This is a genomic window from Citrobacter sp. wls711, assembly GCF_005281055.1.
Classification (GTDB): Bacteria; Pseudomonadota; Gammaproteobacteria; order Enterobacterales; family Enterobacteriaceae; genus Citrobacter; species Citrobacter gillenii.
This window is the reverse complement of sequence record NZ_SZXC01000006.1, coordinates 237486-262901: the sequence shown is the minus strand read 5'-3', so window position 1 is coordinate 262901 and position 25416 is coordinate 237486. Positions and strand designations below refer to the sequence as shown.

The window sequence follows — 25416 nt, the reverse complement described above, 5'->3', positions numbered from 1 at the left end:
TTAATGGCCGACGAAGTTCGGTTTCCGTTTTTCTAAAAACGCATTCATTCCTTCCTGATAGTCATTGCTGTCGTAAACCGCGCGGCGCATGCCCTGGATGCGTTCAAATTCATCGGAATTCATGGTGTGCGCTTCGCCCAGCACGCGCAGTTCTTCTTTGATCACGGCAATCGCCAGCGGCGCTTTTTCTGAGATGTGATGCGCCATTTGCAGAGTAAAATCTTCCAGCTCGTCGACGGCGACCACATGGTTGAGAATACCTACCGCCAGCGCGCGCTGAGCGGTAATCGGTAGGGCGGTGAAAATCAGCTCTTTGACGATATGAAAACCCGCATCACGGGTCAGGTTGTGAATACCCACCAGGTTATACGGCACGCCGAGATTGACCGGCGTCATCGAGAACGTCGAGGTCTCGGCAGAGATGATGAGATCGGAACTCATGATCATCTCGAATGCACCGCCCCAGACGCTGCCTTCAACCATCGAGATAATAGGTTTCGGGTACTTTTGGATCATGCGGGTGATCTGGCGCAGCGGATCGTCATAGGACAGCGGATCGCGACGTCCGGTAGGGAGTTCATGAATATCATGTCCGGCAGAGAACACCTTGGCCCCGCTCGGTGCGCGCAGAATAATGCAGCGAATTTCTGGACGATTGAGATCGTTCAGCGCCAGCATAAGATCGTCAATAAACACTTTGCTCAGGGCGTTAAGCTTGCGGGCATAGTTGAATTCAATGACCGCGACTTTCTGGATGATGACGACGTTGACGTATTGATAGGACATAATGTTCTCTTTAATCAAAGTAATGATGTTGGATAAATTCGCTGATGTGTCGCAGGCCGGTACGTGGCGAAAGGTCATTGTTTCTGACCGAGCGCAGCGTTTGCTGGAAATAGCGATCGAAATCAGTGCGGGAAAATAACAGGTGCAGCGCCTCTTCTTCGGCCTGTTTCTGTAACCAGTCCACCGCCTGCTGCTGGCGGACTTTTTCCAGCCGACCGCTGGCTGTAAGGCATGTTTTAAAATCGATGATGGCCTGCCAGATTTCTTCAATGCCGCGTTTTTCCAGCGCGCTGCAGGCCAGAGCCTGCGGCTGCCACTCGTCATACTTGCGGCGCAGAATGTGCAGGGCGGAATCATACATATGGCGGGTGATGGCGACGTTGGCGCGGTTGTCCCCGTCATCCTTGTTGATGATGACCAGATCCGCCATCTCCATGATGCCTTTTTTGATACCCTGCAGATCGTCACCGCCGCCGGCTATTTGCAGCGAGAGAAAGCAATCAACCATGCTGGCGACTTCTGTTTCGGACTGCCCAACGCCGACGGTTTCGACGATCACTACGTCGAAGCCTGCCGCTTCGCACAGCAGCATTAATTCCCGGGCGCGCTGGCTGGTACCGCCCAAATGCCCGCTGGAAGGAACCGGTCGAATAAACGCGGCATCCGCACGCGCCAGTTCCGTCATACGGGTTTTATCGCCCAGAATGCTACCGCCGCTGACCGGACTGCTGGGATCGACAGCGATCACGGCCACCCGCAATCCCTTACGGATCAGTAGCATGCCAAAGGCTTCCAGAAAGGTGCTTTTCCCCGCGCCCGGCGTGCCGGTAATGCCCAGACGCAGGGCGTTACCGGTAAACGGTATAATGGCGTCCAGCAGCTGTGTGCTGAGTAGCTGATGACGCGGATGCTGGCTCTCGACCAGCGTCATGGCCTGGGCGAGCGTGGCGCGCTCCCCCAGACGTAGACGCTGGATGCTATCAGCCAGCGTGGCGCTGCTAATCATGGTGCTGACCAATGCGGGTTAATACATCGCGTACGCTGTCGAGCATCGGCGTACCGGGACCATAAATAGCGGCGACACCGCGCGCTTGCAGGAAGGCGTAATCCTGCGGTGGGATGACGCCGCCGGCTACCACGCAAATGTCCTCGCGCCCCCAGCTTTTGAGCGCCGCCACCAGTTCAGGAATCAACGTTTTATGACCCGCCGCCAGTGAAGAGGCGCCAACCACGTGCACATCGTTTTCTACCGCCAGGCGAGCGATCTCTTCCGGCGTGGAGAACATCGGGCTGAGGTCAACATCGAAACCGAGATCGGAATAGGCGCTGGCGATCACTTTGGCGCCGCGATCGTGACCGTCCTGACCCATCTTAGCGACCAGAATGCGCGGGCGGCGGCCGTTATCGGCGAGAAATTTTTCAGTTTGCGCAACAATGGCGTCAAACTCGTCGGCGGATTTTTCAGACTGGTGGTAGCTTTGCGCAATCACTCCGGTGACACACTGGCTGGGTACCAGGTAACGGTCAAAAGCGGACTCCAGTGCGTCAGAGATTTCACCCAGCGTGGCGCGAACGCGCGCGGCATCTATTGCGGCGGCGAGCAGGTTTTCATTGTGCCGCGCCGCGTGGGTCAAAGCTTTCAGCGTGGCTTTCACCGCAATATCGTCACGGGTCGCGCGGATGTGTTGTAGCGAGGCTATCTGCTCGTTGCGCACCTTGACGTTGTCGATTTCCAATACCGACGTGGCGTCTTCTTTATCCAGCTTGTATTTGTTCACGCCAACGATAACGCGCTGGCCCTGGTCGATGAGTGATTGTTCGCGGGCGGAAGCTTCTTCGATCATCCGTTTTGGTAACCCCGCTTCTATCGCTTTCGCCATTCCACCCGCTTCATCGATCTGTTCGATGATCGCCCGTGCTTGCTTAACGATCTGATCGGTCAGCGACTCCACATAATACGATCCGGCCAGCGGATCGACGGTGCGGCAGATCTCCGACTCCTCCTGAATGATGATCTGCGTATTGCGCGCGATGCGGGCGGAAAAGTCAGTCGGCAGGCCGAGCGCTTCATCAAAGGCGTTGGTGTGCAAAGACTGAGTACCGCCCAGGGTTGCACCCAGCGCTTCGATGGTGGTGCGCACCACGTTGTTGTACGGATCCTGCTCGGTCAGGCTCCAGCCGGAGGTTTGGCAGTGGGTGCGCAGCGCTAAGGATTTTGGGTTAGTGGCGCCAAAACCGCTGACCGCCTCGCTCCACAGATAGCGCGCGGCGCGCAGCATGGCGACGTTCATAAACAGATCCATGCCAATGCCGAAGAAGAATGACAGGCGCGGGGCGAAATCATCTATCTTCAGCCCGGCGGACAGCGCGGCCTTGATGTACTCAATCCCGTCAGCCAGGGTAAACGCCACCTGCTGTACGCAGTTGGCACCGGCTTCACCCATGTGATACCCGCTGATGCTGATGGTATTAAAGCGCGGCATATTGTCAGAACACCAGGCGATGATGTCGGCGATAATGCGCATTGAGGGTTTGGGCGGGTAAATATAGGTGTTGCGGCACAGGTACTCTTTCAGAATATCGTTTTGTATCGTGCCAGTGAGCAGTTCCGGCGCGACGCCTTGCTCCTGCGCTGCCACGATATAAAACGCCATCACCGGGAGTACCGCGCCGTTCATGGTCATGGATACCGACATTTTATCCAGCGGGATCTGGTCGAACAGCACCTTCATGTCTTCAACGGTATCAATTGCCACGCCCGCTTTGCCGACGTCACCCGCCACGCGCGGATTATCTGAGTCGTAGCCGCGATGGGTGGCAAGGTCAAAGGCGACGGAAAGCCCTTTTTGTCCGGCGGCGAGATTGCGGCGATAAAACGCGTTAGATTCTTTGGCGGTAGAGAACCCGGCGTACTGGCGAATAGTCCATGGCTGTGCGGTATACATGGTGGCGCGTGGGCCGCGAACGTAAGGCGCCAGGCCGGGAAGGGTGCCCGTCACCTCCAGGTTATCGAGGTCAGCTTCAGTGTACAGCGGCTTGATGGCAATCCCTTCTGCTGTCTGTTTTACCAGCGAGTCGACGGTTTTTTCCCGCCGGCTGAGTTCTTTGTTGGCGAGCGTTTGCCACGCCTGCATATTGGCCATTTTTTGCTCCGTATTACGCAATAAGTTGAATCTTTACGAATACGGTGAGCTTTTTCATCTGGCTTGTCGCCAGCAAAAAATAGCCAATAGGGCGTCGTTTTTTGCCGCGTGGTATATTTTATTTTGTGATGGATTTCAAAGACGTGGCGGGAATAGCATGAAAAGAGGGTATAAGGTTGTAGGCCGGATAAGGCGTTATGCCGCCATCCGGCACTCAGGGGCAATAAATGCTTTAATCCTGACGCAGCACATTGTGTCCGTAGGCCAGCAGCGCATCGGTGACGTTGCGCATCATGCGGCTTTCCGGTGCAAAGCGATGCCAGTAGAGCATCCGACGCTGGAACAGGCCTGGCGTTAAGTCAATAAGCTCGCCGCTTTCCAGCTCTTTCTCGATCTGCAGGTGTGGGATCATGCAGCAGGTTGTCCCCTGGCGCGCCAGCTGCACAAAGGCTTCCGACGAGTTAACGATGTGGCACGGCACGCTGCCCGGTGGCAGATCGAAGTTTTGTTGCAGAAAAGCCTGATGCATGTCGTCGAGATGGTCAAACGCAACCGCCGGCGCTTTTAGCAGGGCAGAACGGGTGACGCCATTCGGAAAGTAGCGCTCGGCAAAAGGTTTTGAGCCGACAAACAGGTAGTCCAGCGCGCCGAGTTTATCCACCAGACAGCTTGGTAGCGCCTGATGTTGAATACTCACCGCGCCCACCACTTCACCGCGACGCAGGCGTTCCTGAGTGCGTGTTTCATCTTCAACCTGCAGGTTCAGACGAATCGGTGAGTTTGCCAGCACAGGGGCCAGCGCCGGGAGTAGCCAGGTGGCCAGACTGTCGGCGTTGACGGCCAGGGAGAGCAGCAGCGGCGTCGAGCCGGTTTGTTCATCTCCCAGCCACTCGTCTTCCAGCAGTTCAACCTGACGCAACAGTGCCAGCAACTTTTGCCCTTGCTCGGTTGGGCGAGGCGGTACGGTACGCACCAGCAGCGGTTGTCCGAACATATTCTCAAGCTGCTTTATGCGTTGTGAAACCGCGGATTGTGTGATGCATAGCTTTTGCGCAGCGCGCTCAAATCCCCGTTCACGAATAACCGCATCCAGTGCTTGTAGTGTTCTGTAGTCCGGACGTTTCATTGCTCTGACGTACTCCTGATATTTTTGCGTGTTCTGCACTATGACACAATTTTAGGTTGGGTACAGACGAAATCCGCCGTCTGCGAGCGGGTGTGGGGACATTTTTCTACGCAATGTTCTATAATGCGCGTGAATTTCCACACCACATTCACACCACAGGCGAAACGATCATGACGCAGGATGAACTGAAAAAAGCAGTAGGATGGGCGGCACTTCAGTATGTACAGCCCGGCACCATTGTGGGCGTAGGTACCGGTTCAACAGCCGCACACTTTATTGATGCGCTGGGCACCATGAAAGGTCAGATTGAAGGTGCGGTGTCCAGTTCGGACGCTTCCACTGAAAAACTCAAAAGCCTCGGTATCCACGTGTTCGATCTTAACGAAGTGGACAGCCTTGGCGTGTACGTTGATGGCGCGGACGAAATCAACGGTCACATGCAAATGATCAAAGGCGGCGGCGCAGCGCTGACCCGCGAAAAGATCATTGCCTCCGTCGCTAAGAAATTTATCTGCATCGCCGACGCGTCCAAAGAAGTCGATATTCTGGGTAACTTCCCGCTGCCGGTAGAAGTGATCCCGATGGCGCGTAGTGCGGTTGCTCGTCAGTTGGTGAAGCTGGGCGGTCGTCCTGAATACCGTCAGGGTGTGGTTACTGATAACGGCAACGTCATCCTTGACGTGCACGGTCTGGAGATCCTCGACGCTGTGGCGATGGAAAACGCCATCAACGCAATCCCGGGCGTTGTGACTGTGGGTCTGTTTGCCAACCGTGGGGCGGACGTTGCGCTGATCGGCACAGCAGATGGCGTGAAAACTATCGTAAAATGATCTGACGACCGGGATCTTCTGTCGTTAAAAAAATTTTGGCAGGGCAAATTTGGTGACTTGTGTCACGTTTACAATATTGTCCTGCCGATCCCTCCAAAGAAAAAGTTATCACCAGAATTTTACTCTGACATTTCCCGCTGAATGACACTTCTTCAGCACGACGACGCAAACGTTCATATTGCCGCAATATTTTTTTTTGATATGTTGAAGAGGCGGATGAAAATCCCACACACAACACATCAGATTGAACTAAAAAAAGACAGGGTCGGGGAAATGGCAAAGGTATCACTGGAGAAAGAAAAGATTAAGTTTCTGCTGGTTGAAGGTGTGCATCAAAAAGCACTGGAAAGCCTTCGTGCGGCAGGTTACACCAACATCGAGTTTCACAAAGGCGCTCTGGACACTGAACAGCTGAAAGAGTCCATCCGTGATGCCCATTTTATTGGCCTGCGATCCCGTACTCATCTGACTGAAGATGTGATTGACGCCGCAGAGAAACTGGTCGCGATAGGCTGCTTCTGTATCGGCACCAATCAGGTTGATCTGGGTGCGGCGGCAAAACGCGGGATCCCCGTGTTTAACGCACCATTCTCTAACACCCGCTCCGTTGCCGAACTGGTAATTGGCGAACTGCTGTTGCTGCTGCGCGGCGTGCCGGAAGCGAACGCTAAGGCGCACCGTGGCGTGTGGAACAAACTGGCTACCGGTTCTTTTGAAGCGCGTGGCAAAAAACTGGGGATTATCGGTTACGGCCACATTGGTACCCAGTTGGGCATTCTGGCGGAATCGCTGGGGATGCACGTCTATTTCTATGATATTGAAAACAAACTTCCGCTGGGTAACGCCACCCAGGTACAGCATCTTTCCGACCTGCTCAATATGAGCGATGTGGTCAGCCTTCACGTACCGGAAAATGCCTCCACCAAGAATATGATGGGCGCACAAGAGATTGCCCTGATGAAGCCGGGTGCGCTGCTGATCAACGCCGCGCGCGGCACGGTTGTTGATATTCCGGCGCTGTGCGATGCGTTAGCCACTAAGCACCTGGCTGGCGCAGCAATCGACGTCTTCCCGACGGAGCCGGCGAGCAACAGCGATCCGTTTACGTCTCCGCTGTGTGATTTTGACAACGTGATCCTGACGCCGCACATCGGTGGTTCAACGCTGGAAGCGCAGGAAAACATTGGTCTGGAAGTGGCAGGTAAGCTGACGAAGTATTCCGATAACGGCTCTACGCTGTCGGCGGTTAACTTCCCGGAAGTGTCGCTGCCGCTGCACGGCGGTCGTCGTCTGATGCACATTCACGAAAACCGACCAGGCGTGCTGACCGCGCTGAACCAAATCTTTGCCGAGCAGGGCGTTAACATTGCCGCGCAGTATCTGCAAACTTCCGCGCAGGTGGGGTATGTGGTTATTGATATCGAGGCAGATGAGGATGTGGCGGAGAAAGCGCTGCTGGCGATGAAAGCCATTCCGGGAACGATTCGCGCGCGTATGCTGTACTAATTTGTCTAAATGGGCAGGCGATGACCTGCCCATTCTTCCTTTTGTCTTCCTGCCTCAGTTCTCTTTCTGTAACGCATACACTCTGTTTTCGAGCCTTGCCGCAATTGGCAACTAAAGGCTGTGTGGCGTGTTGTACGGCACTAAAAGGAATTTACGATAGGGGCTCAGCAGCGTGCTGAAACGGAAAAGCCCCTACCGAAGCAGGGGCTCTGAAAAGGAAAGGGACGATGATGAGATACGTCATCATGCTGCTGATCCTGTTAATCATCGCTTGGCCAGCATATTAACAGAGAGTACGCAGGAGGGAGGTTCGCCTCCCTCACCCTTCACCGAGGAATTTAGGTCAAAAAAACGACGCTGTCAATCGACAAAAAACGGCTACCACTCCCATATTTTTGACGGTGTTACCACCGCGGGCAGCGGAATATCCCACTCTTCGACCGGTAATTTCTCCACTCGCTGGCAATCATGTGCGTAGCCCACCGGCTGGATCTGATGCTGCTGCCAGTTTTGCAACGTGCGATCGTAAAAACCACCGCCCATGCCTAAGCGCTGTCCGTCTTCATCAAACGCCACGAGCGGCGTAATCAATACATCCAGCTTTGATAACGGCAAAACGTCGCGCACATCGAGTCGCGGCTCCTGGATTTTGAGTCGGTTAGTTACCAGATCACTGTGCGGATGATAGTGCAGAAACAGTAAATTACCGCGGCTAAACGGATGTAGAACCGGGAGATAGACACGCTTGCCCGCACGCCACAGCTGTTCGATCAGCGGTTGAGTATCAAGTTCGCCATCAAAAGAGAGAAATACCGCCACGGTGTGGGCGAGTACAACAGGGGGGAAGCTCAGCATTCTGCTCGCGGCCTGCTGACCGAAATGACGTTGTTGCTCAGGCGTTAGCGCACGGCGACGTTGCCGAATCAGTTGACGAATTTCTTGCCGGGATAAAGGAAGTTCAGAAAGTAGTGTCATGGCTGTTGCCAGATAGAAGGGAATCTCCGAGATGCCGCCGCAGGCTGTAACCCTTGAACCCTTGGTTCAAGGTGAATGTGTCGTCACAGTTTTAAGGCTTCTCGGACGAACCGAGCATGCTCACCAACCGTGGAGCGCCACATTCTTGTGGTATGAAATATCGGCTCAGGGGACTGGCCCGCTTGCAAACATCTCAGAGAAATTTTGTCTTCACGGTCACTCTACCACAGTAAACCGAAAAGTGTTATTCAAAGTTTTGGCCCGTTTTTTCGGTTATGCGACCCTGATCAAGCAACGCCTGTTCAATGGTTTGTTGTAGCATCCGAATACGTTGTTCCATGCTCGCCGCGTAGTCACGCGTCTTCGCTTTTTCCTGAGTTAATTCATAGCTGATGTTCAACGCGGCGATGAAAACCAACTGCTCAGTATTTGTGACTCTAGTGCGAACTTTCAGATCTTGCAATCGCTGATTCAGATCGTCCGCAGCCTGATTCAACGCATCTTGTTGTTCAGGCGGGCAATTCACTCGCAGTGAACGGCCAAAAATTTGGATATCGACGGGTTGTGCAGACATGCCACCTTCCTGCTGATTGACTGCGCTGCCTTCGTCTCCAGACCTTGGGTCCGCGAAGGGGCGACACTATAGCTACCCTGGTATGAACATACAAGCCCTTTTCTGGTCCACCAGGGCCCAAAGTGGTAGCATAACATGAATATCCTCCCTTTGATGACGAATGCTTATGTCCATACAGAACGAAATGCCTGGTTACACCGATGTTAGCCAGTTTTTGAACCAACAAGGGGCTGGATTAACCCCGGCCGAAATGCACGGTTTGATCAGCGGGATGATTTGCGGCGGCAACAACGACAGCTCATGGCAGCCGCTGTTGCACGACCTGACCAACGAAGGTTTGGCCTTTGGCCATGAGCTGGCTCAGGCACTGATCAAAATGCACGCGGCGACCAGCGACGCCCTGGAAGACGACGGCTTCCTTTTTCAGCTTTATCTGCCTGAAGGCGACGGCGTCAGCGTGTTCGATCGTGCCGACGCGCTGGCGGGCTGGGTCAATCACTTTTTGCTGGGCCTCGGGGTTACGCAGCCCAAGCTCGACAAAGTGACCGGCGAAACCGGCGAAGCGATTGACGACCTGCGCAATATCGCCCAGTTGGGATATGACGAAGACGAAGATCAGGAAGAGCTGGAAATGTCGCTTGAAGAGATCATCGAGTACGTGCGTGTTGCTGCGCTGTTGTGCCATGACACGTTTACGCGTCAGCAACCGACCGCGCCGGAAGTACGTAAACCGACACTGCACTAAGTAACGAGAACGCCAGGGAGAGTGTTATGACTCAGCAAGAATACTTACGCCGTCGCCAGGCATTACTGGCGCACATGCAGCCAGGCAGCGCTGCGCTGATTTTCTCGGCCCCAGAAGCGACGCGCAGTGCGGACAGTGAATATCCGTACCGCCAGAGCAGCGACTTTTGGTACTTCACCGGTTTTAACGAACCTGAAGCCGTGCTGGTGCTGATTAAAAGTAATGACACTCATAACCATAGCGTTTTGTTCAACCGGGTACGTGACCTGACGGCGGAGATCTGGTTTGGTCGCCGTCTGGGACAAGATGCTGCCCCCGAGAAACTGGGTGTTGATCGGGCGTTAGCGTTCAGCGAAATCAACCAACAGCTGCATCAGTTGCTTAACGGTCTGGACACGGTGTACCACGCCCAGGGCGAATATGCCTGGGCGGATGAGATTGTGTTTACGGCGATGGATAAGCTGCGCAAAGGCGCCAGACAAAATATGAAAGCCCCTGCGGCGATTATCGACTGGCGTCCGATGGTGCACGAGATGCGCCTGTTCAAATCGCCGGAAGAGATAGCAATCATGCGTCGCGCCGGTGAAATCAGCGCGCTGGCGCATACCCGCGCGATGGAAAAATGTCGTCCGGGAATGTTCGAGTATCAGTTGGAAGGGGAGATCCATCATGAGTTTACCCGTCATGGTGCGCGTTATCCTTCCTATAACACCATTGTCGGCAGCGGTGTAAACGGCTGCATCCTGCATTACACCGAAAACGAAAGTGAAATGCGCGATGGCGATTTGGTGCTGATTGACGCCGGATGCGAATACAAAGGCTACGCTGGCGACATTACCCGCACCTTCCCGGTCAACGGGAAGTTCACTCCCGCCCAGCGCGAGATCTATGACATCGTGCTGGAGTCACTGGAAACCAGCCTGCGTTTGTATCGTCCGGGGACGTCCATCCAGGAGGTGACGGGAGAGGTGGTGCGCATCATGATTACCGGTCTGGTAAAACTGGGTATTCTGCACGGCGATGTCGATCAACTGATTGCCGACAACGCGCAGCGTCCTTTCTTTATGCATGGCCTGAGCCATTGGCTGGGGCTGGATGTCCACGACGTTGGCGTTTATGGCCAGGATCGCTCGCGTATCCTCGAACCGGGGATGGTGCTTACCGTCGAGCCAGGACTGTATATCGCGCCGGACGCCGACGTACCACCGGCTTATCGCGGAATTGGCATTCGTATTGAAGATGACATCCTGATTACCGAAGACGGTAATGAAAACCTCACCGCCAGCGTAGTGAAAAAGGCGGATGATATTGAAGCCCTGATGGCTGCGGCGCGACTGAAATGAGCGTGATTATTGTCGGTGGTGGTATGGTTGGAGCGACTCTGGCGCTGGCTATTTCAGAGCTGAGTCATGGGACGCTGCCGGTCCATCTTATTGAAGCGAGCGAGCCGGATACTGACCGCCATCCGGGATTTGACGCTCGGGCGATTGCGTTGGCCGCAGGCACCTGCCAGCAGTTGGCGCGAATTGGCGTCTGGCAGGCCATTGCCGATTGCGCAACCCCGATCAAAACGGTGCACGTCAGCGACCGTGGACATGCCGGGTGTGTGACGCTTGATGCACAGGAATACCGTATTCCTGCGCTGGGTCAGGTGGTGGAACTGCATGACGTCGGGCTGCGTCTGTTTGCGCTGTTGCGCAAAGCGCGCGGCGTCACGCTACATTGCCCTGACCGGGTGGCCAGCGTGTCGCGCACCCAGCAGCACGTTGAGGTCACGCTGGAGAATGGCGAGGTGATTACCGGTCGTGTACTGGTAGCCGCTGACGGCACACGCTCTGCGCTGGCGACCGCCTGCGGCGTTGACTGGCAGCAGCAGCCTTACGAACAACTGGCGGTGATTGCCAACGTTACCACCTCCGTCCCGCATAACGGACGAGCGTTTGAACGTTTCACGCAGCATGGCCCGCTGGCCATGTTACCGATGTCAGAAGGGCGCTGCTCGCTGGTGTGGTGTCATCCGCTGGAAAAGCGAGATGAGATCATGGCCTGGTCCGACGAACAGTTTTGTCGCGAACTGCAAACGACGTTTGGCTGGCGGCTTGGGCGCATTACGCAAGCCGGTAAACGTAGCGCCTATCCGCTGTCTTTAACCACCGCGGTGAAGGCGATTAGCCATCGCACCGTGCTGGTGGGCAATGCGGCGCAGACCCTGCATCCTATTGCCGGCCAAGGTTTTAATCTCGGCCTGCGCGATGTCATGAGCCTTGCCGAAACGTTGACGCAGGCACAGTTTGCAGCCGAAGACGTGGGTGATTATGCGGTGCTGTCGCGCTATCAGCAGCGTCGTGAGACCGATCGCGAAACAACGATTGGCGTGACCAACAGCCTGGTGTATCTGTTTGCCAATCGCTGGGCACCGCTGGTTGTTGGACGTAACGTGGGTCTTATGGCGATGGAATTATTGACGCCAGCCCGCGATGCGTTGGCGGAGCGGACCCTGGGCTGGGTCGCGCGATAAATATAGCCAGTAGGCCTGATAAGCGTAGCGCCATCAGGAAAATGCAATGGCAATCATGCCGGATGGCGGCTTCGCCTGATCCGGCCTACGGTATTTGATAGTCCCGTTTTCAGGAGCAAACAGTGCAAAGTGTTGATGTAGCAATTGTTGGTGGCGGCATGGTGGGACTGGCGGTTGCCTGCGGCTTGCAGGGCAGCGGGTTACGCGTTGCCGTATTAGAACAACATGTTCCGCAGCCTCTGGCGGCGGATGCACCTCCTCAGCTTCGCGTGTCGGCCATTAACGCCGCCAGCGAAAAACTACTGACCCGTCTTGGCGTATGGTCAGACATTGTCGCCCGCCGGGCTTGCTGCTACCACGGGATGGAAGTCTGGGACAAAGACAGCTTTGGGCGCATCGAATTTGATGACCAAAGCATGGGCTACAGCCATTTAGGACATATTGTTGAAAATTCGGTGGTCCACTACGCGCTGTGGCAAAAGGCGCAGCAGTCGGCGGATATTACGCTAATGGCTCCGGCAGAACTTCAGCAAGTGGCCTGGGGGGAGAACGAAGCTTTTCTGACCCTGAAGGATGGCTCGATGCTGACTGCGCGCCTGGTCATTGGCGCGGACGGCGCAAACTCCTGGTTGCGTAACAAAGCGGATATCCCGCTGACCTTCTGGGATTATCGCCATCATGCGCTGGTGGCAACCATTCGCACCGAGGACGCGCACGGTGCAGTTGCCCGCCAGGCGTTCCATGGCGAAGGCATTCTGGCGTTCTTACCGCTCAGCGATCCGCATTTGTGCTCTATCGTCTGGTCACTCTCGCCGCAGGAAGCAGAGCGCATGCAACTGGCAAGTGTTGACGCGTTTAATCAGGCGCTGAATATCGCCTTTGATAATCGGCTGGGACTATGTCGCGTTGAGAGTGAACGTCAGGTGTTTCCGCTAACGGGGCGCTATGCCCGCCAGTTTGCCGCGCACCGCCTGGCGCTGGTCGGTGATGCGGCACATACCATCCATCCGCTGGCAGGACAGGGGGTTAACCTCGGTTTTATGGATGCTGCGGAGCTGATTGATGAGCTAAAACGTCTGCAACGCCAGGGGAAAGACATCGGTCAGTACCTCTATCTGCGTCGCTACGAGCGTAGCCGTAAGCACAGTGCCGCGGTGATGCTGGCCGGTATGCAGGGGTTCCGTGAACTGTTTGCTGGCGCGAATCCAGCGAAGAAACTGCTGCGTGATATTGGTCTGAAACTGGCCGATACCCTGCCAGGCGTAAAACCACAACTCATCCGTCAGGCGATGGGATTAAACGATCTTCCTGAGTGGTTGCGCTAACGTCCGTCAGGACAATTTTAAGAGTTTGAGACCCATCACACTTTCCTCTCCCGGCCTGCGCGCCGGGATGCTTCTCTCATTTGAAATAATCTAATTTCACGCCTCTTTTCGCATTAGTTTTTTTAATATTACTATTTTCTCATAACGCCATTTTTGACAATTTTTCCACATTTAATATTGGTTGAAGGCGATTTGTTCCGTTGTATTTATCTGTTGCTCTGATTTTATGGCGGTTAATTGGTTTTTTATTCTGTCGGTGATATGGCCATTTTTAGCCATAAGCTAATGTGATGGTTAATTTTGCCTTATGGTTTAGCGTCTGTTTCAGTGGTAAGTTCAAGACAAAGAGAACGTTTGCGTCGCAGCCCCCGGAGCGGCTGCGGTGCTGGGTTTCGTGGTGAAAATTTCACCGCGAAAGAGTTGATAGCCCCGCTTATTCAACGAGGAAAAGATGGCTCAACAGACTCCTTTGTACGAACAACACACGCTATGCGGCGCGCGCATGGTTGATTTCCATGGCTGGATGATGCCTCTGCATTACGGTTCTCAGCTCGACGAGCACCACGCTGTTCGCACCGATGCCGGTATGTTTGATGTGTCGCACATGACCATCGTCGACCTGCGCGGCAGTCGCACCCGGGAGTTCTTGCGTTATCTGCTGGCAAACGACGTCGCGAAGCTAACGAAAACCGGTAAAGCCCTTTACTCCGGTATGCTCAACGCGTCAGGCGGCGTGATAGATGACCTGATTGTTTACTACTTCACTGAAGATTTCTTCCGCCTCGTTGTTAACTCCGCCACCCGCGAAAAAGACCTCTCCTGGATAACCCAACACGCTGAACCTTACTCTATCGACATCACCGTTCGTGATGACTTGTCGATGATTGCGGTGCAGGGACCGAATGCTCAGGCTAAAGCAGCCACGCTGTTTACTGAAGAACAGCGCCATGCGGTAGAAGGCATGAAGCCGTTCTTTGGCGTGCAGGCGGGTGATTTGTTTATCGCCACCACTGGCTATACCGGTGAAGCAGGCTATGAAATTGCCCTGCCTAATGAAAAAGCCGCGGATTTCTGGCGTGCGCTGGTCGACGCAGGCGTACAGCCATGTGGTCTGGGCGCGCGCGATACGCTGCGTCTGGAAGCCGGTATGAACCTGTACAGTCAGGAAATGGACGAGGGTATTTCTCCGCTGGCCGCCAACATGGGCTGGACCATCGCGTGGGAACCGGCTGACCGCGACTTCATTGGTCGCGAAGCGCTGGAAATGCAGCGTGAAAAAGGTCACCAGCAGCTGGTTGGCCTGGTAATGACCGAGAAAGGCGTATTGCGTAATGAACTGCCGGTGCGTTTCACCGATGCGGCGGGCAATGCGCATGAAGGCATTATCACCAGCGGTACGTTCTCTCCGACGCTGGGCTACAGCATTGCACTGGCGCGCGTACCTGCGGGTATTGGCGAGACGGCAATCGTGCAGATCCGTAACCGTGAAATGCCGGTAAAAGTGACTAAACCTGTTTTTGTGCGTAACGGCAAAGCCGTCGCGTGATTCATCCTTTTTGGAGATTGATTGATGAGCAACGTACCAGCAGAACTGAAATACAGTAAAGAACACGAATGGCTGCGCAAAGAAGCTGACGGCTCTTACACCGTAGGGATCACCGAACAGGCTCAGGAACTGCTGGGTGACATGGTGTTCGTTGACCTGCCAGAAGTGGGTGCCACTGTCAGCGCGGGCGACGACTGCGCGGTTGCGGAATCCGTAAAAGCGGCTTCCGATATCTATGCGCCGGTGGGCGGTGAGATTGTGGCGGTGAATGACGCGCTCAGCGACTCCCCGGAACTGGTGAACAGCGAGCCGTACACCGGCGGCTGGATCTTCAAGATCAAAGCCAGCGACGAAAGCGAAATCGAATCACTGCTGGATGCCACTGCGTACGAGGCATTACTGGAAGACGAATAAGATTGTGCCGGATGGCACTGCGTTTATCCGGCCTACGGTTTTATGTAGGCCCGGTAAGCGTCAGCGCCACCGGGCAATTGAGTTAGAGACAATCACGATTCACTGCACGTTTCAGGAACCATCGCCCATGACACAGACGTTAAGCCAGCTTGAAAACAGCGGCGCTTTCATTGAACGCCACATCGGACCGGACGCCGCGCAGCAGCAAGAAATGCTGAATGCGGTTGGCGCCGAGTCGTTAAACGCGCTGATCGGCCAGATTGTGCCGAAAGACATTCAGCTCGCAACCCCGCCACAGGTGGGCGAGGCGGCGACCGAATACGCTGCGCTGGCAGAGTTAAAAGCCATCGCCGGGCGTAACAAGCGCTTCACGTCCTACATTGGCATGGGTTATACCGCCGTGCAGTTACCGCCGGTTATCCTGCGTAATATGCTGGAAAACCCAGGTTGGTACACCGCATATACGCCGTATCAGCCAGAAGTCTCCCAGGGCCGTCTGGAAGCACTGCTTAACTTCCAGCAGGTGACGTTGGATCTGACCGGTCTGGATATGGCTTCCGCTTCTCTGCTGGATGAAGCCACCGCGGCTGCCGAAGCCATGGCGATGGCAAAACGCGTCAGTAAACTGAAAAACGCCAACCGCTTCTTTGTGGCGTCTGATGTTCATCCGCAAACGCTGGATGTTGTCCGTACCCGTGCGGAAACCTTCGGCTTTGATGTCATCGTTGACGACGCAGCAAAAGCGCTGGATCACCAGGATGTCTTCGGGGTGCTGCTGCAACAAGTGGGCACTACCGGTGAAGTTCACGACTACAGCGCGCTGATTGCTGAACTGAAAGCGCGTAAGGTGGTGGTCAGCGTAGCGGCCGATTTTATGGCGCTGGTTCTGCTGACTGCGCCGGGCAAACAGGGCGCGGACATTGTTTTCGGCTCCGCTCAGCGCTTTGGCGTACCGATGGGTTACGGCGGCCCGCACGCGGCATTCTTTGCAGCCAAAGACGAATTCAAACGCTCCATGCCAGGCCGTATTATCGGCGTCTCCAAAGATGCTGCAGGTAATACTGCACTGCGCATGGCGATGCAGACTCGCGAGCAGCATATCCGCCGTGAGAAAGCGAACTCCAATATTTGTACCTCGCAGGTACTGCTGGCAAACATCGCCAGCCTGTATGCCGTTTACCACGGTCCAGTCGGACTGAAGCGCATTGCGAACCGCATCCACCGCCTGACCGATATTCTGGCCGCGGGTCTGCAACAGAAAGGGTTGAAGCTGCGTCATGCGCACTACTTTGACACCCTGTGTGTCGAAGTGGCTGATAAAGCGGCCGTGCTGGCGCGTGCCGAAGCGGCAGAAATCAACCTGCGCAGCGATATTCATAACGCGGTAGGCATTACGCTCGACGAAACCACCACCCGTGAAAATGTGGTGCAGTTGTTTAATGTTCTGCTGGGCGACAGCCACGGCCTGAACATCGATACGCTGGATAAAGACGTGGCGCTCGACAGCCGTTCTATTCAGGACAGCATGCTGCGTGATGATGCGATCCTGAGTCATCCGGTGTTCAATCGCTACCACAGCGAAACCGAGATGATGCGCTACATGCACTCGCTGGAACGTAAAGATCTGGCGCTGAACCAGGCAATGATCCCACTGGGTTCCTGCACCATGAAGCTGAACGCGGCCGCCGAGATGATCCCTATCACCTGGCCTGAATTTGCTGAACTGCACCCGTTCTGCCCACCAGAGCAGGCGGAAGGGTATCAGCAGATGATTGGTCAGCTTTCTGAGTGGCTGGTAAAACTGACCGGTTATGACGCCGTCTGCATGCAACCGAACTCCGGCGCACAGGGTGAATATGCGGGCCTGCTGGCGATTCGTCACTATCACGAAAGCCGTAACGAAGGTCATCGCGATATCTGCCTGATCCCGGCCTCTGCTCACGGTACCAACCCGGCTTCCGCCCAAATGGCGGGTATGCAGGTGGTAGTGGTGGCCTGTGATAAAAACGGCAACATCGATCTTGGCGATCTGCGCGAAAAAGCGGCGCAGGCGGGTGAAAACCTGTCCTGCATTATGGTGACCTATCCATCCACCCACGGCGTGTACGAAGAAACGATCCGTGAAGTATGCGAAGTCGTGCATCAGTTTGGCGGCCAGGTTTACCTCGATGGCGCGAACATGAACGCTCAGGTCGGTATCACCACGCCGGGCTTTATCGGCGCGGATGTATCACACCTCAACCTGCATAAAACCTTCTGCATTCCGCACGGCGGCGGCGGCCCGGGTATGGGGCCGATCGGCGTTAAATCGCACCTCGCACCGTTTGTGCCGGGTCACAGTGTGGTACAGATTGAAGGCATGCTCACCCGTCAGGGCGCAGTATCTGCCGCACCGTTCGGTAGCGCCTCCATTCTGCCAATCAGCTGGATGTACATCCGCATGATGGGCGCTGAAGGTCTGAAGCAGGCAAGCCAGGTGGCAATTCTTAATGCCAACTACATTGCCAGCCGTCTGAAAGATGCCTACCCGGTTCTGTATACCGGTCGCGATGGCCGTGTGGCGCACGAGTGTATTCTCGACATTCGCCCACTGAAAGAAGAGACCGGCATCAGCGAGCTGGATATTGCCAAGCGCCTGATCGACTACGGTTTCCATGCGCCAACCATGTCGTTCCCGGTAGCGGGTACGCTGATGGTGGAGCCGACGGAATCTGAAGGTAAAGTGGAATTAGATCGCTTTATTGATGCGATGCTGGCAATCCGCACAGAGATCGATCGTGTGAAAGCAGGCGAGTGGCCACTGGAAGATAACCCGCTGGTTAACGCGCCGCACACCCAGAACGAGCTGGTGGCGGAGTGGAATCACGGTTACAGCCGTGAAATTGCGGTGTTCCCGGCTGGCGTGGCAAATAAATACTGGCCAACGGTGAAACGTCTTGATGACGTTTACGGTGACCGTAATCTGTTCTGCTCCTGCGTGCCGATGAGCGAATATCAGTAACTTTTCCGCGTAGTAAAGCAGTGTATAGGCCGGGTAAGGCGAAGCCGCCTCCCGGCTTTTTCATATCTGGAGGTATCCATGGGAATCGCACTTGTTACTGGCGGCAGTCGCGGTATTGGGCGCGCAACCGCGCTACAGCTGGCAGAAGAGGGTTACACCGTTGCGGTTAACTTCCATCACAATATTCGTGCCGCAACCGAGGTGGTGAATCACATTGCGTCAGTAGGCGGCAAAGCATTTGCCCTGCGGGCGGATATCAGCGATGAAAGCCAGGTTGTGGCAATGTTTGAGGCGATCGACCGGGAAGGTGAACCACTGGCTGCGCTGGTGAACAATGCCGGGATTTTGTTCGAGCAGAGCACGGTAGAAAACTTTACTGCCGAACGCATCAACCGTGTACTGGCAACCAACGTTACCGGCTATTTCCTGTGTTGTCGGGAAGCGGTTAAGCGGATGTCGTTGAAGCATGGCGGTAAGGGCGGGGCGATTGTTAACGTCTCGTCAGCAGCATCAAGGCTGGGCGCACCGTTTGAATATATCGACTATGCAGCGTCGAAAGGGGCGGTAGATACGTTGACGACGGGGTTAGCGCTGGAGGTGGCGGCGCAGGGGATCCGTGTAAATTGTGTACGTCCGGGCCTGATCTACACCGACATGCATGCGTCTGGTGGGGAGCCCGGACGGGTTGATCGCGTAAAGTCGATGTTACCGATGCAGCGTGGCGGGCAGCCGGAAGAGGTGGCGCAGGCTATCACCTGGCTACTGAGTGAGAAGGCGTCTTACGTAACGGGCAGTTTTCTGGAGCTGGCGGGTGGGAAGTAGCGCGTTGATTGCCGGATGGCGCATCTCTTATCGGCCTACGGGAAATTAATGTGTAGGCCGGATAAGGCGTTTACGCCGCCATCCGGCAAAAATTACAGATTTTCGCCGTTGCTGGCGATCACCTCTTTGTACCAGTTGAAGCTTTTCTTGCGTGAACGCGACATATCTCCGGTGCCATCGTCGTGCTTGTTCACGTAAATAAAGCCGTAGCGTTTACTGTACTGACCGGTTGTGAACGACACGCAGTCAATGCAGCCCCACGGTGTGTAGCCCATCAAATCTACGCCATCGTACGCTACTGCTTTCATCATCTCTTCAACGTGGGCGCGTAGATAGTCGATGCGATAGTCATCGTTGATGCTGCCATCTTCTTCTACTTTGTCGTACGCACCAAAGCCGTTTTCAACGATAAACAGCGGCTTCTGATAGCGTTCGTACAGCTCACATAAGGCATAGCGCAGGCCGATGGGATCTATCTGCCAGCCCCAGTCGGAGGCTTTAACGTGTGGGTTGGGGACGCTGCCTTCGAAGCCGGAAATCGCGTCACCGCTGCCACCTTCCGCTTTTACGGCGTTGGTCATGTAGTAGCTGAATCCGAGATAGTCGCAGGTGCCTTCACGCAGGATCTGTTTGTCGCCTGCTTCCATTTTGATATTGAATTCACGACGCTCCCATTCGTTCAGCACATAAGAGGGGTAATAACCGCGTAGCTGGACGTCGGTGAAGACGTAGCGTTCACGCATCGACTCCTGCGCAAACATCATATCCTCGGGTTTACAGGAGAAGGGGTACAGCGGCACCATCGCCAGCATGCAGCCGACTTTCATTTCAGGATTAATGCGCCGTGCCGCCTTCACCGCCAGCGCGCTGGCAACAAACTGGTGATGCAGCACCTGATACAGCGTTTCTTCCGGATCCTCATGCTCGGTGTACACCACGCCGGAACAGCAATAGCCAAACAGCGGCGCGCGCCAGTTACGCTGGTTGTTGATCTCATTAAAGGTCATCCAATATTTGACCTTGTGCTTGTAGCGCTCAAAGACCACTTCGGCAAAACGAACGAAGAAATCGACCACTTTGCGGTTGGTCCAGCTACCGTACTGCTGTACCAGATGTAGCGGCATTTCGAAGTGGGAGAGGGTAATAACCGGCTCAATGTTGTACTTGAGCAGCTCGTCGAACATGTCGTCGTAAAACTTCAGCCCTTCTTCATTTGGCTGAGTTTCGTCACCTCGCGGGAAGATTCGGGTCCAGGCAATAGACGTACGGAAGCATTTGAAGCCCATTTCAGCAAACAGCTTTATGTCTTCTTTGTAATGACTGTAAAAATCGACGGCTTCGTGGTTTGGATAGTACTTGCCTGGAATGACGCTCTGGGTGATTTCGCGTGGAACACCGTGCGCGCCGCCGGTCAGCACGTCACAAATGCTTGGCCCTTTGCCGCCTTTGTTCCAGCCGCCTTCAACCTGATGCGCCGCAACCGCGCCACCCCATAAAAAATCTTTCGGTAAAGTCAGTTTTTTCATTTGCGCTCAGTCTCAAATTAATACCATTTGATTTTGAGTCTAACAAAGGAAAGTTAAATGTCACGATATAACAAAATAGGCTTAATGTGATTTGTTACATCAAAAAAACAGTTTGTTTTTTTATGCCAATTTTTTCGCCAGTTTGCGACCCAGTGACTCCAGAATATAAATTACGGGGATTTGTGTTGTTATATCATAGACCCCCGCGATGCGGGTTTGCGGCACATGCCAGGAGAGGTTAAAGTCGGCCAGTTTCGCCAGGCGTGAGTGCTCATGGCTGGTAACCGACAACACTTTGCAGTTGTGGAGGCTAAACTGGCTGGCGAAACGCAGGATTTCCTCGGTTTCGCCGGAGACGGATAGGACAATTGCCAGCGCGTTTCGGGCCATATCATTGGTCACCGGGAAATAGGGGTCGTCAATATGGTTGCTGAATTTCCCGACATTTGAGAAAAATCGCGCACCATATTTAGCTAAGGCGCCGGATGTTCCCGCGCCAACGAATATAATACGCTCGGAGGACAATATAATATCAACAGCCTGATCGAGTAATGTGTCGAATTCGTCGTTATTCACGCCCTTAAAGAAGCTGATTATTTCGCTGGCACCGAAATTAGCCTGTTGCGGTTCATTCTGCTCTAAATATAATTTAAAACGTACGCGAAACTCAGAGTAGCCCTCACAGTTAAGTTTGCGGCAAAAGCGCAGCACGGTGGTGGTTGAAACCCCTACGGCATCAGCCAGTTCGCGAATGGTCATGTACATGACTTTGTCACGGTTCTTGATGACATAGTTGTAGACCAACATCTCAAGATTGTTGAGACTGGCGATGGCGGTGTGGGAGAACATACTCACAATGGCAATACTCACTCATCAGACTTCATCTACAGGGAATAATAACATGCAGCCAAATGACATCACTTTTTTTCAGCGTTTCCAGGATGACATTCTGGCCGGACGCAAGACCATTACTATTCGTGATGAGTCTGAGTCCCACTTCAAAACCGGAGACATTCTGCGGGTTGGACGCTTCGAAGATGACGGTTACTTCTGCACTATAGAAGTGGTAGGCACCTCGACCGTGACGTTGGATACGCTGAGTGAAAAACATGCTCAGCAGGAAAATATGACCCTTGATGAGCTTAAACGCGTGATTACAGAGATCTATCCAAATCAGACGCAGTTTTATGTGATTGATTTTAAATGTGTTTAGTTTAAGAGGTACACTTGTTAGCTGAAAAATAAAATATAATTAATTGATTTTTATATGTTATTTATTAATCGATATTTATTTTAGCTAACATGTGTTCACTGGAACCATTCTCAGTTACGCTAGAAGCGCAATCACGAAAGTGTTCGTTTTTTGGGAGTAAGCTATGGTTCAGAAGCCATTAATTGCACAGGGGTATTCTCTGGCAGAGGAAATCGCCAACAGTATCAGCCACGGTATTGGGCTGGTGTTTGGGATTATCGGACTGGTGCTGTTGCTGGTTCAGGCAGTAGATACCAATGCCAGTGCTATGGCCATTACCAGCTATAGCCTGTACGGCGGCAGCATGATTTTGCTGTTCCTGGCTTCAACCCTGTATCACGCGATACCCCATCAGCGAGCGAAACTCTGGCTGAAGAAATTCGACCATTGCGCTATTTATCTGCTGATTGCCGGAACCTATACGCCATTTCTGCTGGTGGGGCTGGACTCACCGTTGGCGCGTGGCCTGATGGTGGTGATCTGGAGCCTGGCGCTGCTCGGTATTCTGTTCAAATTGACCATTGCCCACCGCTTTAAAATTTTGTCGCTGGTGACCTACCTGACCATGGGCTGGCTGTCATTGATTGTGGTGTATCAACTGGCGGTTAAACTGGCTGCTGGGGGCGTAACGCTGCTGGCGGTAGGTGGCGTGGTCTATTCACTGGGCGTCATTTTCTACGTCTGCAAGCGTATTCCTTACAACCATGCAATCTGGCATGGATTCGTGCTGGGTGGCAGCGTGTGCCATTTTCTGGCCATCTATCTGTACGTGGGGCAGGCGTAATCATCATTGCCCGGTGGCGCTGCGCTTACCGGGCCTACAAAACCCTCGACCCGGTAAGGTGAAGTCGCTACCTGGCGATTTACTCTTCCAGCGAATACGGCAGCGGTACTATATGCAGCGTTTTCGCGTCGTCGCGCACGCGGAATACGCTGTCGGCTTCCATGTCGTTATTCATCACCACCTGCACCAGTACCTGACCGTCCGCCAGTTGTACTGCAGCAAGTACGGTGCCGGTTCGGCGCCAGTTCTCTCCCATTTTCAGTTCCAGGTCTTCACCCGCTTCCGGCACCCGGCTGGCTGAACCTGCCAGTGTCCACAGCGCTCGTTTGTTAGCGCCGCGGAATTTCGCCCGTGCGACCATTTCCTGACCGGTATAGCAGCCTTTTTTGAAGCTGATCCCACCCAAGGCCTGCAGGTTGGTGGCCTGTGGAATGAACTGCCCGCTGTTGGCGGTATCAATTACTGCGATACCGGCTTCGATATCCAGTGCCAGCCACTGTTGGCTGTTGTTCAACTCTGCTTCACCACGCAGTTTTTCTACCAGCGTTTCCGCCGTGGCTGCATCGGTAATCAGCAGGAAGCGTTCGGCCGGGTGTTCAAGCCACAATATCGTGGAAGAGCCTTCGGTAATCACCTGCTTATCGCGGGTTGGCAGTTCGCTAAAGAGATTGTCCAGCGCGGCACGCGCCTGGAATCCGGCAACGCCCAGCAGCACGCGTTCGTCGTCCGGCGCAATCACCACTTTTGAGAAGACGGCATATTTTTTCAGTTCGGTAAGCTGGGCATCGCGCAGGCTACGGCGCTCAAGCCACGCGAAGCCTTCACCCAGGCGGAAGAGGCGCAGGTTGCTCCACATTTTGCCTTTGGCATCACAGTGGGCAGCCAGCACATGCTGATGTTCGGTCAGCTGACTGACATCAGCAGTAACCTGGCCCTGAATATACTTCTCACTGTCGGTGCCGGTAATGGTCGCGAGTGCCCAGTCATCAAGCGTCATCAGCGTCAGAGGCAAACGTGTTGACGCACAAGGCTGACGAGGAGGAAAAGATGTAAAAGCCATAATAATGTCCTGATTTGCTTAACGCAGTAATAATGACTAATGGTAAAAGAGCTATGGCCCATTGCAAGCGGTTTAAACATCCTATTTGTGCCATATTTTAAGCTTTGCGAGGAGACATCCATAATTGATGAACCCTTTGACTTAATGTGGTTTTATTTAGCGATCGTGCTTCCGTTTACTGATATTCCCGTAAAAGAGCGTGAAAAACACGTTACAATAGCCGGGTACTTCGTTTTCGCGAGACAGGAAGAAGAACATGGATATTAACAACAAAGCACGTATTCATTGGGCATGCCGTCGCGGTATGCGTGAGCTGGACATTTCGATCATGCCGTTTTTCGAACATGAGTATGACAACTTAAGTGATGACGAAAAGCGCATTTTTATCCGTTTGCTGGAATGTGATGACCCTGATTTATTTAACTGGTTGATGAATCACGGGAAGCCGGCTGATGCACAGCTGGAGCAAATGGTACGGCTTATCCAGACACGGAATCGGGAACGTGGTCCAGTGGCAATCTGATTTACGCGTCTCCTGGCGCGCACAGTGGATTTCGTTGCTCATTCATGGGCTAGTGGCGGTGCTTATTTTATTGATGCCATGGCCACTGAGTTACACCCCTTTATGGTTGATTTTGCTCTCTCTGGTGGTGTTCGATTGCGTGCGTAGTCAGCGCCGTATCAACGCTTGTCAGGGAGAGATTAGACTATTGATGGATGGCCGCCTGCGTTGGCAAGGGCAAGAGTGGTCGATTGTTAGCGCACCCTGGATGATAAAAACGGGCATGATGTTGCGTTTGCGGTCAAGTACAGGAAAGCGTCAGCATCTGTGGCTGGCGGCGGACAGTATGGATGATGCCGAATGGCGGGATTTGCGTCGGTTGATATTACAACCGTCAATGCAGAAATAGCGCTGACGGTAAGGTTACAGACCTTCACCGTCAGTCAGCAGATGCTCAGGACCAGTGTTCGGCCATTTCGCCAAGAATTTGCTCACACCATGCCTGGATGCGTTCATCGCTAAGATCGTACTGGTTGGTTTCATCCAGGGCAAGGCCGACAAACAGTTGCCCATCGGCAATAACAGGTTTATCGCTGGTAAATTCGTAGCCTTCTGTTGGCCAGTAACCGACAAACTTCACCCCTTTCGTGACCAGCTTGTCGTGCAGCATTCCCAGCGCATCCAGGAACCATTCACCGTAACCCAACTGATCGCCCATGCCGTAGAGAGCAACAATTTTGCCTTCCAGGTTGAGGTCATCCAACTGATCCCAGACGGCTTCCCAGTCCTCCTGGATTTCGCCGAAATCCCAGGTTGGGATACCTAAAATGAGCACGTCGTACTGCTCCATTAAGGTCGGAGAATCATCCTTGAGGTTGTGTAATGTCACCAGCTCGGGACCAAGAATATCGCGGATTTTCTCTGCTGCCATCTCGGTGTAGCACGTGCTGGAACCGTAAAAAAGACCCATGTTCATTACTA

The 25416-nt window shown here is 54.0% G+C and carries 24 protein-coding genes and 1 other RNA gene; 14 read left to right on the top strand and 11 right to left on the bottom strand.

Translation table 11 applies throughout. From position 1 onward, the window contains the following. The 4 genes from scpB to argP form a co-directional block, all read right to left on the bottom strand. Positions 1–786, bottom strand: a complete 786-nt coding sequence (gene scpB, locus FDW98_RS01650; protein ID WP_096755778.1) for a methylmalonyl-CoA decarboxylase — start codon at positions 784–786, stop codon at positions 1–3. Positions 787–796: 10 nt separating this feature from the next. Beyond that, complete coding sequence (meaB, locus tag FDW98_RS01645) at positions 797–1792, bottom strand: methylmalonyl Co-A mutase-associated GTPase MeaB (protein ID WP_096755779.1); 996 nt, start codon at positions 1790–1792, stop codon at positions 797–799. Next, positions 1785–3929, bottom strand: a complete 2145-nt coding sequence (gene scpA / locus FDW98_RS01640; protein WP_096755780.1) for a methylmalonyl-CoA mutase — start codon at positions 3927–3929, stop codon at positions 1785–1787. Before scpA ends, meaB begins: the two co-directional genes overlap by 8 nt. A 232-nt stretch (positions 3930–4161) precedes the next feature. Further along, the gene (argP, locus tag FDW98_RS01635; RefSeq protein ID WP_003825477.1) at positions 4162–5055 is read right to left on the bottom strand and encodes a DNA-binding transcriptional regulator ArgP; all 894 of its coding nucleotides are present in this window, start codon (positions 5053–5055) and stop codon (positions 4162–4164) included. Between the two features lie 170 nt (positions 5056–5225). Here argP and rpiA point away from each other — a divergent pair, with 170 nt between their 5' ends. Together rpiA and serA are read left to right on the top strand one after the other, a co-directional pair. After that, on the top strand, positions 5226–5885 hold the full coding sequence (gene rpiA, locus FDW98_RS01630; protein WP_136345248.1) for a ribose-5-phosphate isomerase RpiA: 660 nt from the start codon (positions 5226–5228) through the stop codon (positions 5883–5885). Positions 5886–6158: 273 nt separating this feature from the next. Next, positions 6159–7391 carry a phosphoglycerate dehydrogenase gene (gene serA, locus FDW98_RS01625; protein WP_096755782.1) on the top strand — a complete coding sequence of 411 codons (1233 nt, stop codon included), beginning with the start codon at positions 6159–6161 and terminating at the stop codon, positions 7389–7391. A 378-nt stretch (positions 7392–7769) separates the two neighbouring features. Here serA and FDW98_RS01620 read toward each other — a convergent pair whose 3' ends face one another. The 3 genes from FDW98_RS01620 to zapA all read right to left on the bottom strand — a co-directional run bounded on the left by FDW98_RS01620 (position 7770) and on the right by zapA (position 8940). Beyond that, entirely contained in the window at positions 7770–8366 is a 597-nt protein-coding gene (locus FDW98_RS01620) for a 5-formyltetrahydrofolate cyclo-ligase (protein ID WP_096755783.1), read from the bottom strand. 19 nt (positions 8367–8385) lie between these two features. Beyond that, positions 8386–8569, bottom strand: a non-coding RNA gene (gene ssrS / locus FDW98_RS01615) — 6S RNA. 41 nt (positions 8570–8610) lie between these two features. Further along, positions 8611–8940: a cell division protein ZapA gene (gene zapA / locus FDW98_RS01610; protein ID WP_096755784.1), complete on the bottom strand. Its 330-nt coding sequence runs from the start codon at positions 8938–8940 to the stop codon at positions 8611–8613. Positions 8941–9106: 166 nt separating this feature from the next. Between zapA and FDW98_RS01605 the strand changes: the two genes are divergently transcribed. The 8 genes from FDW98_RS01605 (at position 9107) to FDW98_RS01570 (ending at position 19311) form a co-directional block, all read left to right on the top strand. Beyond that, on the top strand, positions 9107–9685 hold the full coding sequence (locus FDW98_RS01605) for a YecA family protein (RefSeq protein WP_135911444.1): 579 nt from the start codon (positions 9107–9109) through the stop codon (positions 9683–9685). A gap of 26 nt (positions 9686–9711) precedes the next feature. After that, positions 9712–11028 (top strand): Xaa-Pro aminopeptidase, encoded by a 1317-nt coding sequence (gene pepP / locus FDW98_RS01600; RefSeq protein ID WP_096755787.1) that lies wholly within the window; start codon positions 9712–9714, stop codon positions 11026–11028. Next, positions 11025–12203 (top strand): 2-octaprenyl-6-methoxyphenyl hydroxylase, encoded by a 1179-nt coding sequence (ubiH, locus tag FDW98_RS01595; protein ID WP_096755788.1) that lies wholly within the window; start codon positions 11025–11027, stop codon positions 12201–12203. The genes pepP and ubiH overlap by 4 nt, the downstream gene beginning before the upstream one ends. A gap of 122 nt (positions 12204–12325) precedes the next feature. After that, positions 12326–13528, top strand: coding sequence for an FAD-dependent 2-octaprenylphenol hydroxylase (gene ubiI, locus FDW98_RS01590; RefSeq protein ID WP_096755789.1), 1203 nt, complete (start codon positions 12326–12328; stop codon positions 13526–13528). A 451-nt stretch (positions 13529–13979) separates the two neighbouring features. Continuing rightward, entirely contained in the window at positions 13980–15074 is a 1095-nt protein-coding gene (gcvT, locus tag FDW98_RS01585; RefSeq protein ID WP_096755790.1) for a glycine cleavage system aminomethyltransferase GcvT, read from the top strand. A 24-nt stretch (positions 15075–15098) separates the two neighbouring features. Then, positions 15099–15488, top strand: coding sequence for a glycine cleavage system protein GcvH (gene gcvH / locus FDW98_RS01580; RefSeq protein ID WP_096755791.1), 390 nt, complete (start codon positions 15099–15101; stop codon positions 15486–15488). Positions 15489–15615: 127 nt separating this feature from the next. Next, a complete protein-coding gene (gcvP, locus tag FDW98_RS01575) occupies positions 15616–18489 on the top strand; it encodes an aminomethyl-transferring glycine dehydrogenase (protein ID WP_096755792.1) in 2874 nt (957 codons plus the stop codon). Positions 18490–18567: 78 nt separating this feature from the next. Further along, on the top strand, positions 18568–19311 hold the full coding sequence (locus FDW98_RS01570) for an SDR family oxidoreductase (protein WP_096755793.1): 744 nt from the start codon (positions 18568–18570) through the stop codon (positions 19309–19311). 92 nt (positions 19312–19403) lie between these two features. On the opposite strand, the gene bglA is transcribed toward FDW98_RS01570, so the two are convergent. Together bglA and FDW98_RS01560 are read right to left on the bottom strand one after the other, a co-directional pair. Beyond that, a complete protein-coding gene (bglA, locus tag FDW98_RS01565) occupies positions 19404–20837 on the bottom strand; it encodes a 6-phospho-beta-glucosidase BglA (RefSeq protein ID WP_096755794.1) in 1434 nt (477 codons plus the stop codon). 120 nt (positions 20838–20957) lie between these two features. After that, the gene (locus FDW98_RS01560) at positions 20958–21686 is read right to left on the bottom strand and encodes a MurR/RpiR family transcriptional regulator (protein ID WP_096759335.1); all 729 of its coding nucleotides are present in this window, start codon (positions 21684–21686) and stop codon (positions 20958–20960) included. Positions 21687–21738: 52 nt separating this feature from the next. Here FDW98_RS01560 and yqfB point away from each other — a divergent pair, with 52 nt between their 5' ends. Next, a complete protein-coding gene (yqfB, locus tag FDW98_RS01555) occupies positions 21739–22050 on the top strand; it encodes a N(4)-acetylcytidine aminohydrolase (protein WP_096755795.1) in 312 nt (103 codons plus the stop codon). A 163-nt stretch (positions 22051–22213) separates the two neighbouring features. Further along, a complete protein-coding gene (locus tag FDW98_RS01550; protein ID WP_096755796.1) occupies positions 22214–22873 on the top strand; it encodes a hemolysin III family protein in 660 nt (219 codons plus the stop codon). Between the two features lie 79 nt (positions 22874–22952). Here the strand turns inward: FDW98_RS01550 and ygfZ are convergent, their stop codons facing one another. Beyond that, positions 22953–23933, bottom strand: a complete 981-nt coding sequence (gene ygfZ / locus FDW98_RS01545; protein WP_096755797.1) for a tRNA-modifying protein YgfZ — start codon at positions 23931–23933, stop codon at positions 22953–22955. A 256-nt stretch (positions 23934–24189) separates the two neighbouring features. Here ygfZ and sdhE point away from each other — a divergent pair, with 256 nt between their 5' ends. Further along, complete coding sequence (sdhE, locus tag FDW98_RS01535) at positions 24190–24456, top strand: FAD assembly factor SdhE (RefSeq protein WP_096755798.1); 267 nt, start codon at positions 24190–24192, stop codon at positions 24454–24456. After that, positions 24437–24844, top strand: a complete 408-nt coding sequence (locus FDW98_RS01530; RefSeq protein ID WP_096755799.1) for a protein YgfX — start codon at positions 24437–24439, stop codon at positions 24842–24844. The genes sdhE and FDW98_RS01530 overlap by 20 nt, the downstream gene beginning before the upstream one ends. Before the next feature lie 45 nt (positions 24845–24889). Here FDW98_RS01530 and fldB read toward each other — a convergent pair whose 3' ends face one another. Then, on the bottom strand, positions 24890–25411 hold the full coding sequence (gene fldB / locus FDW98_RS01525; RefSeq protein ID WP_096755800.1) for a flavodoxin FldB: 522 nt from the start codon (positions 25409–25411) through the stop codon (positions 24890–24892). Positions 25412–25416: the final 5 nt, after the last annotated feature.

Bases quoted from the DNA above. Each gene is read 5' to 3' on its own strand.
- scpB (WP_096755778.1), bottom strand. From the start codon at position 786: ATGTCCTATCAATACGTCAACGTCGTCATCATCCAGAAAGTCGCGGTC.
- meaB (WP_096755779.1), bottom strand. From the start codon at position 1,792: ATGATTAGCAGCGCCACGCTGGCTGATAGCATCCAGCGTCTACGTCTG.
- scpA (WP_096755780.1), bottom strand. From the start codon at position 3,929: ATGGCCAATATGCAGGCGTGGCAAACGCTCGCCAACAAAGAACTCAGC.
- argP (WP_003825477.1), bottom strand. From the start codon at position 5,055: ATGAAACGTCCGGACTACAGAACACTACAAGCACTGGATGCGGTTATT.
- rpiA (WP_136345248.1), top strand. From the start codon at position 5,226: ATGACGCAGGATGAACTGAAAAAAGCAGTAGGATGGGCGGCACTTCAG.
- serA (WP_096755782.1), top strand. From the start codon at position 6,159: ATGGCAAAGGTATCACTGGAGAAAGAAAAGATTAAGTTTCTGCTGGTT.
- FDW98_RS01620 (WP_096755783.1), bottom strand. From the start codon at position 8,366: ATGACACTACTTTCTGAACTTCCTTTATCCCGGCAAGAAATTCGTCAA.
- zapA (WP_096755784.1), bottom strand. From the start codon at position 8,940: ATGTCTGCACAACCCGTCGATATCCAAATTTTTGGCCGTTCACTGCGA.
- FDW98_RS01605 (WP_135911444.1), top strand. From the start codon at position 9,107: ATGTCCATACAGAACGAAATGCCTGGTTACACCGATGTTAGCCAGTTT.
- pepP (WP_096755787.1), top strand. From the start codon at position 9,712: ATGACTCAGCAAGAATACTTACGCCGTCGCCAGGCATTACTGGCGCAC.
- ubiH (WP_096755788.1), top strand. From the start codon at position 11,025: ATGAGCGTGATTATTGTCGGTGGTGGTATGGTTGGAGCGACTCTGGCG.
- gcvT (WP_096755790.1), top strand. From the start codon at position 13,980: ATGGCTCAACAGACTCCTTTGTACGAACAACACACGCTATGCGGCGCG.
- gcvH (WP_096755791.1), top strand. From the start codon at position 15,099: ATGAGCAACGTACCAGCAGAACTGAAATACAGTAAAGAACACGAATGG.
- gcvP (WP_096755792.1), top strand. From the start codon at position 15,616: ATGACACAGACGTTAAGCCAGCTTGAAAACAGCGGCGCTTTCATTGAA.
- FDW98_RS01570 (WP_096755793.1), top strand. From the start codon at position 18,568: ATGGGAATCGCACTTGTTACTGGCGGCAGTCGCGGTATTGGGCGCGCA.
- bglA (WP_096755794.1), bottom strand. From the start codon at position 20,837: ATGAAAAAACTGACTTTACCGAAAGATTTTTTATGGGGTGGCGCGGTT.
- FDW98_RS01560 (WP_096759335.1), bottom strand. From the start codon at position 21,686: ATGTTCTCCCACACCGCCATCGCCAGTCTCAACAATCTTGAGATGTTG.
- yqfB (WP_096755795.1), top strand. From the start codon at position 21,739: ATGCAGCCAAATGACATCACTTTTTTTCAGCGTTTCCAGGATGACATT.
- FDW98_RS01550 (WP_096755796.1), top strand. From the start codon at position 22,214: ATGGTTCAGAAGCCATTAATTGCACAGGGGTATTCTCTGGCAGAGGAA.
- ygfZ (WP_096755797.1), bottom strand. From the start codon at position 23,933: ATGGCTTTTACATCTTTTCCTCCTCGTCAGCCTTGTGCGTCAACACGT.
- sdhE (WP_096755798.1), top strand. From the start codon at position 24,190: ATGGATATTAACAACAAAGCACGTATTCATTGGGCATGCCGTCGCGGT.
- fldB (WP_096755800.1), bottom strand. From the start codon at position 25,411: ATGAACATGGGTCTTTTTTACGGTTCCAGCACGTGCTACACCGAGATG.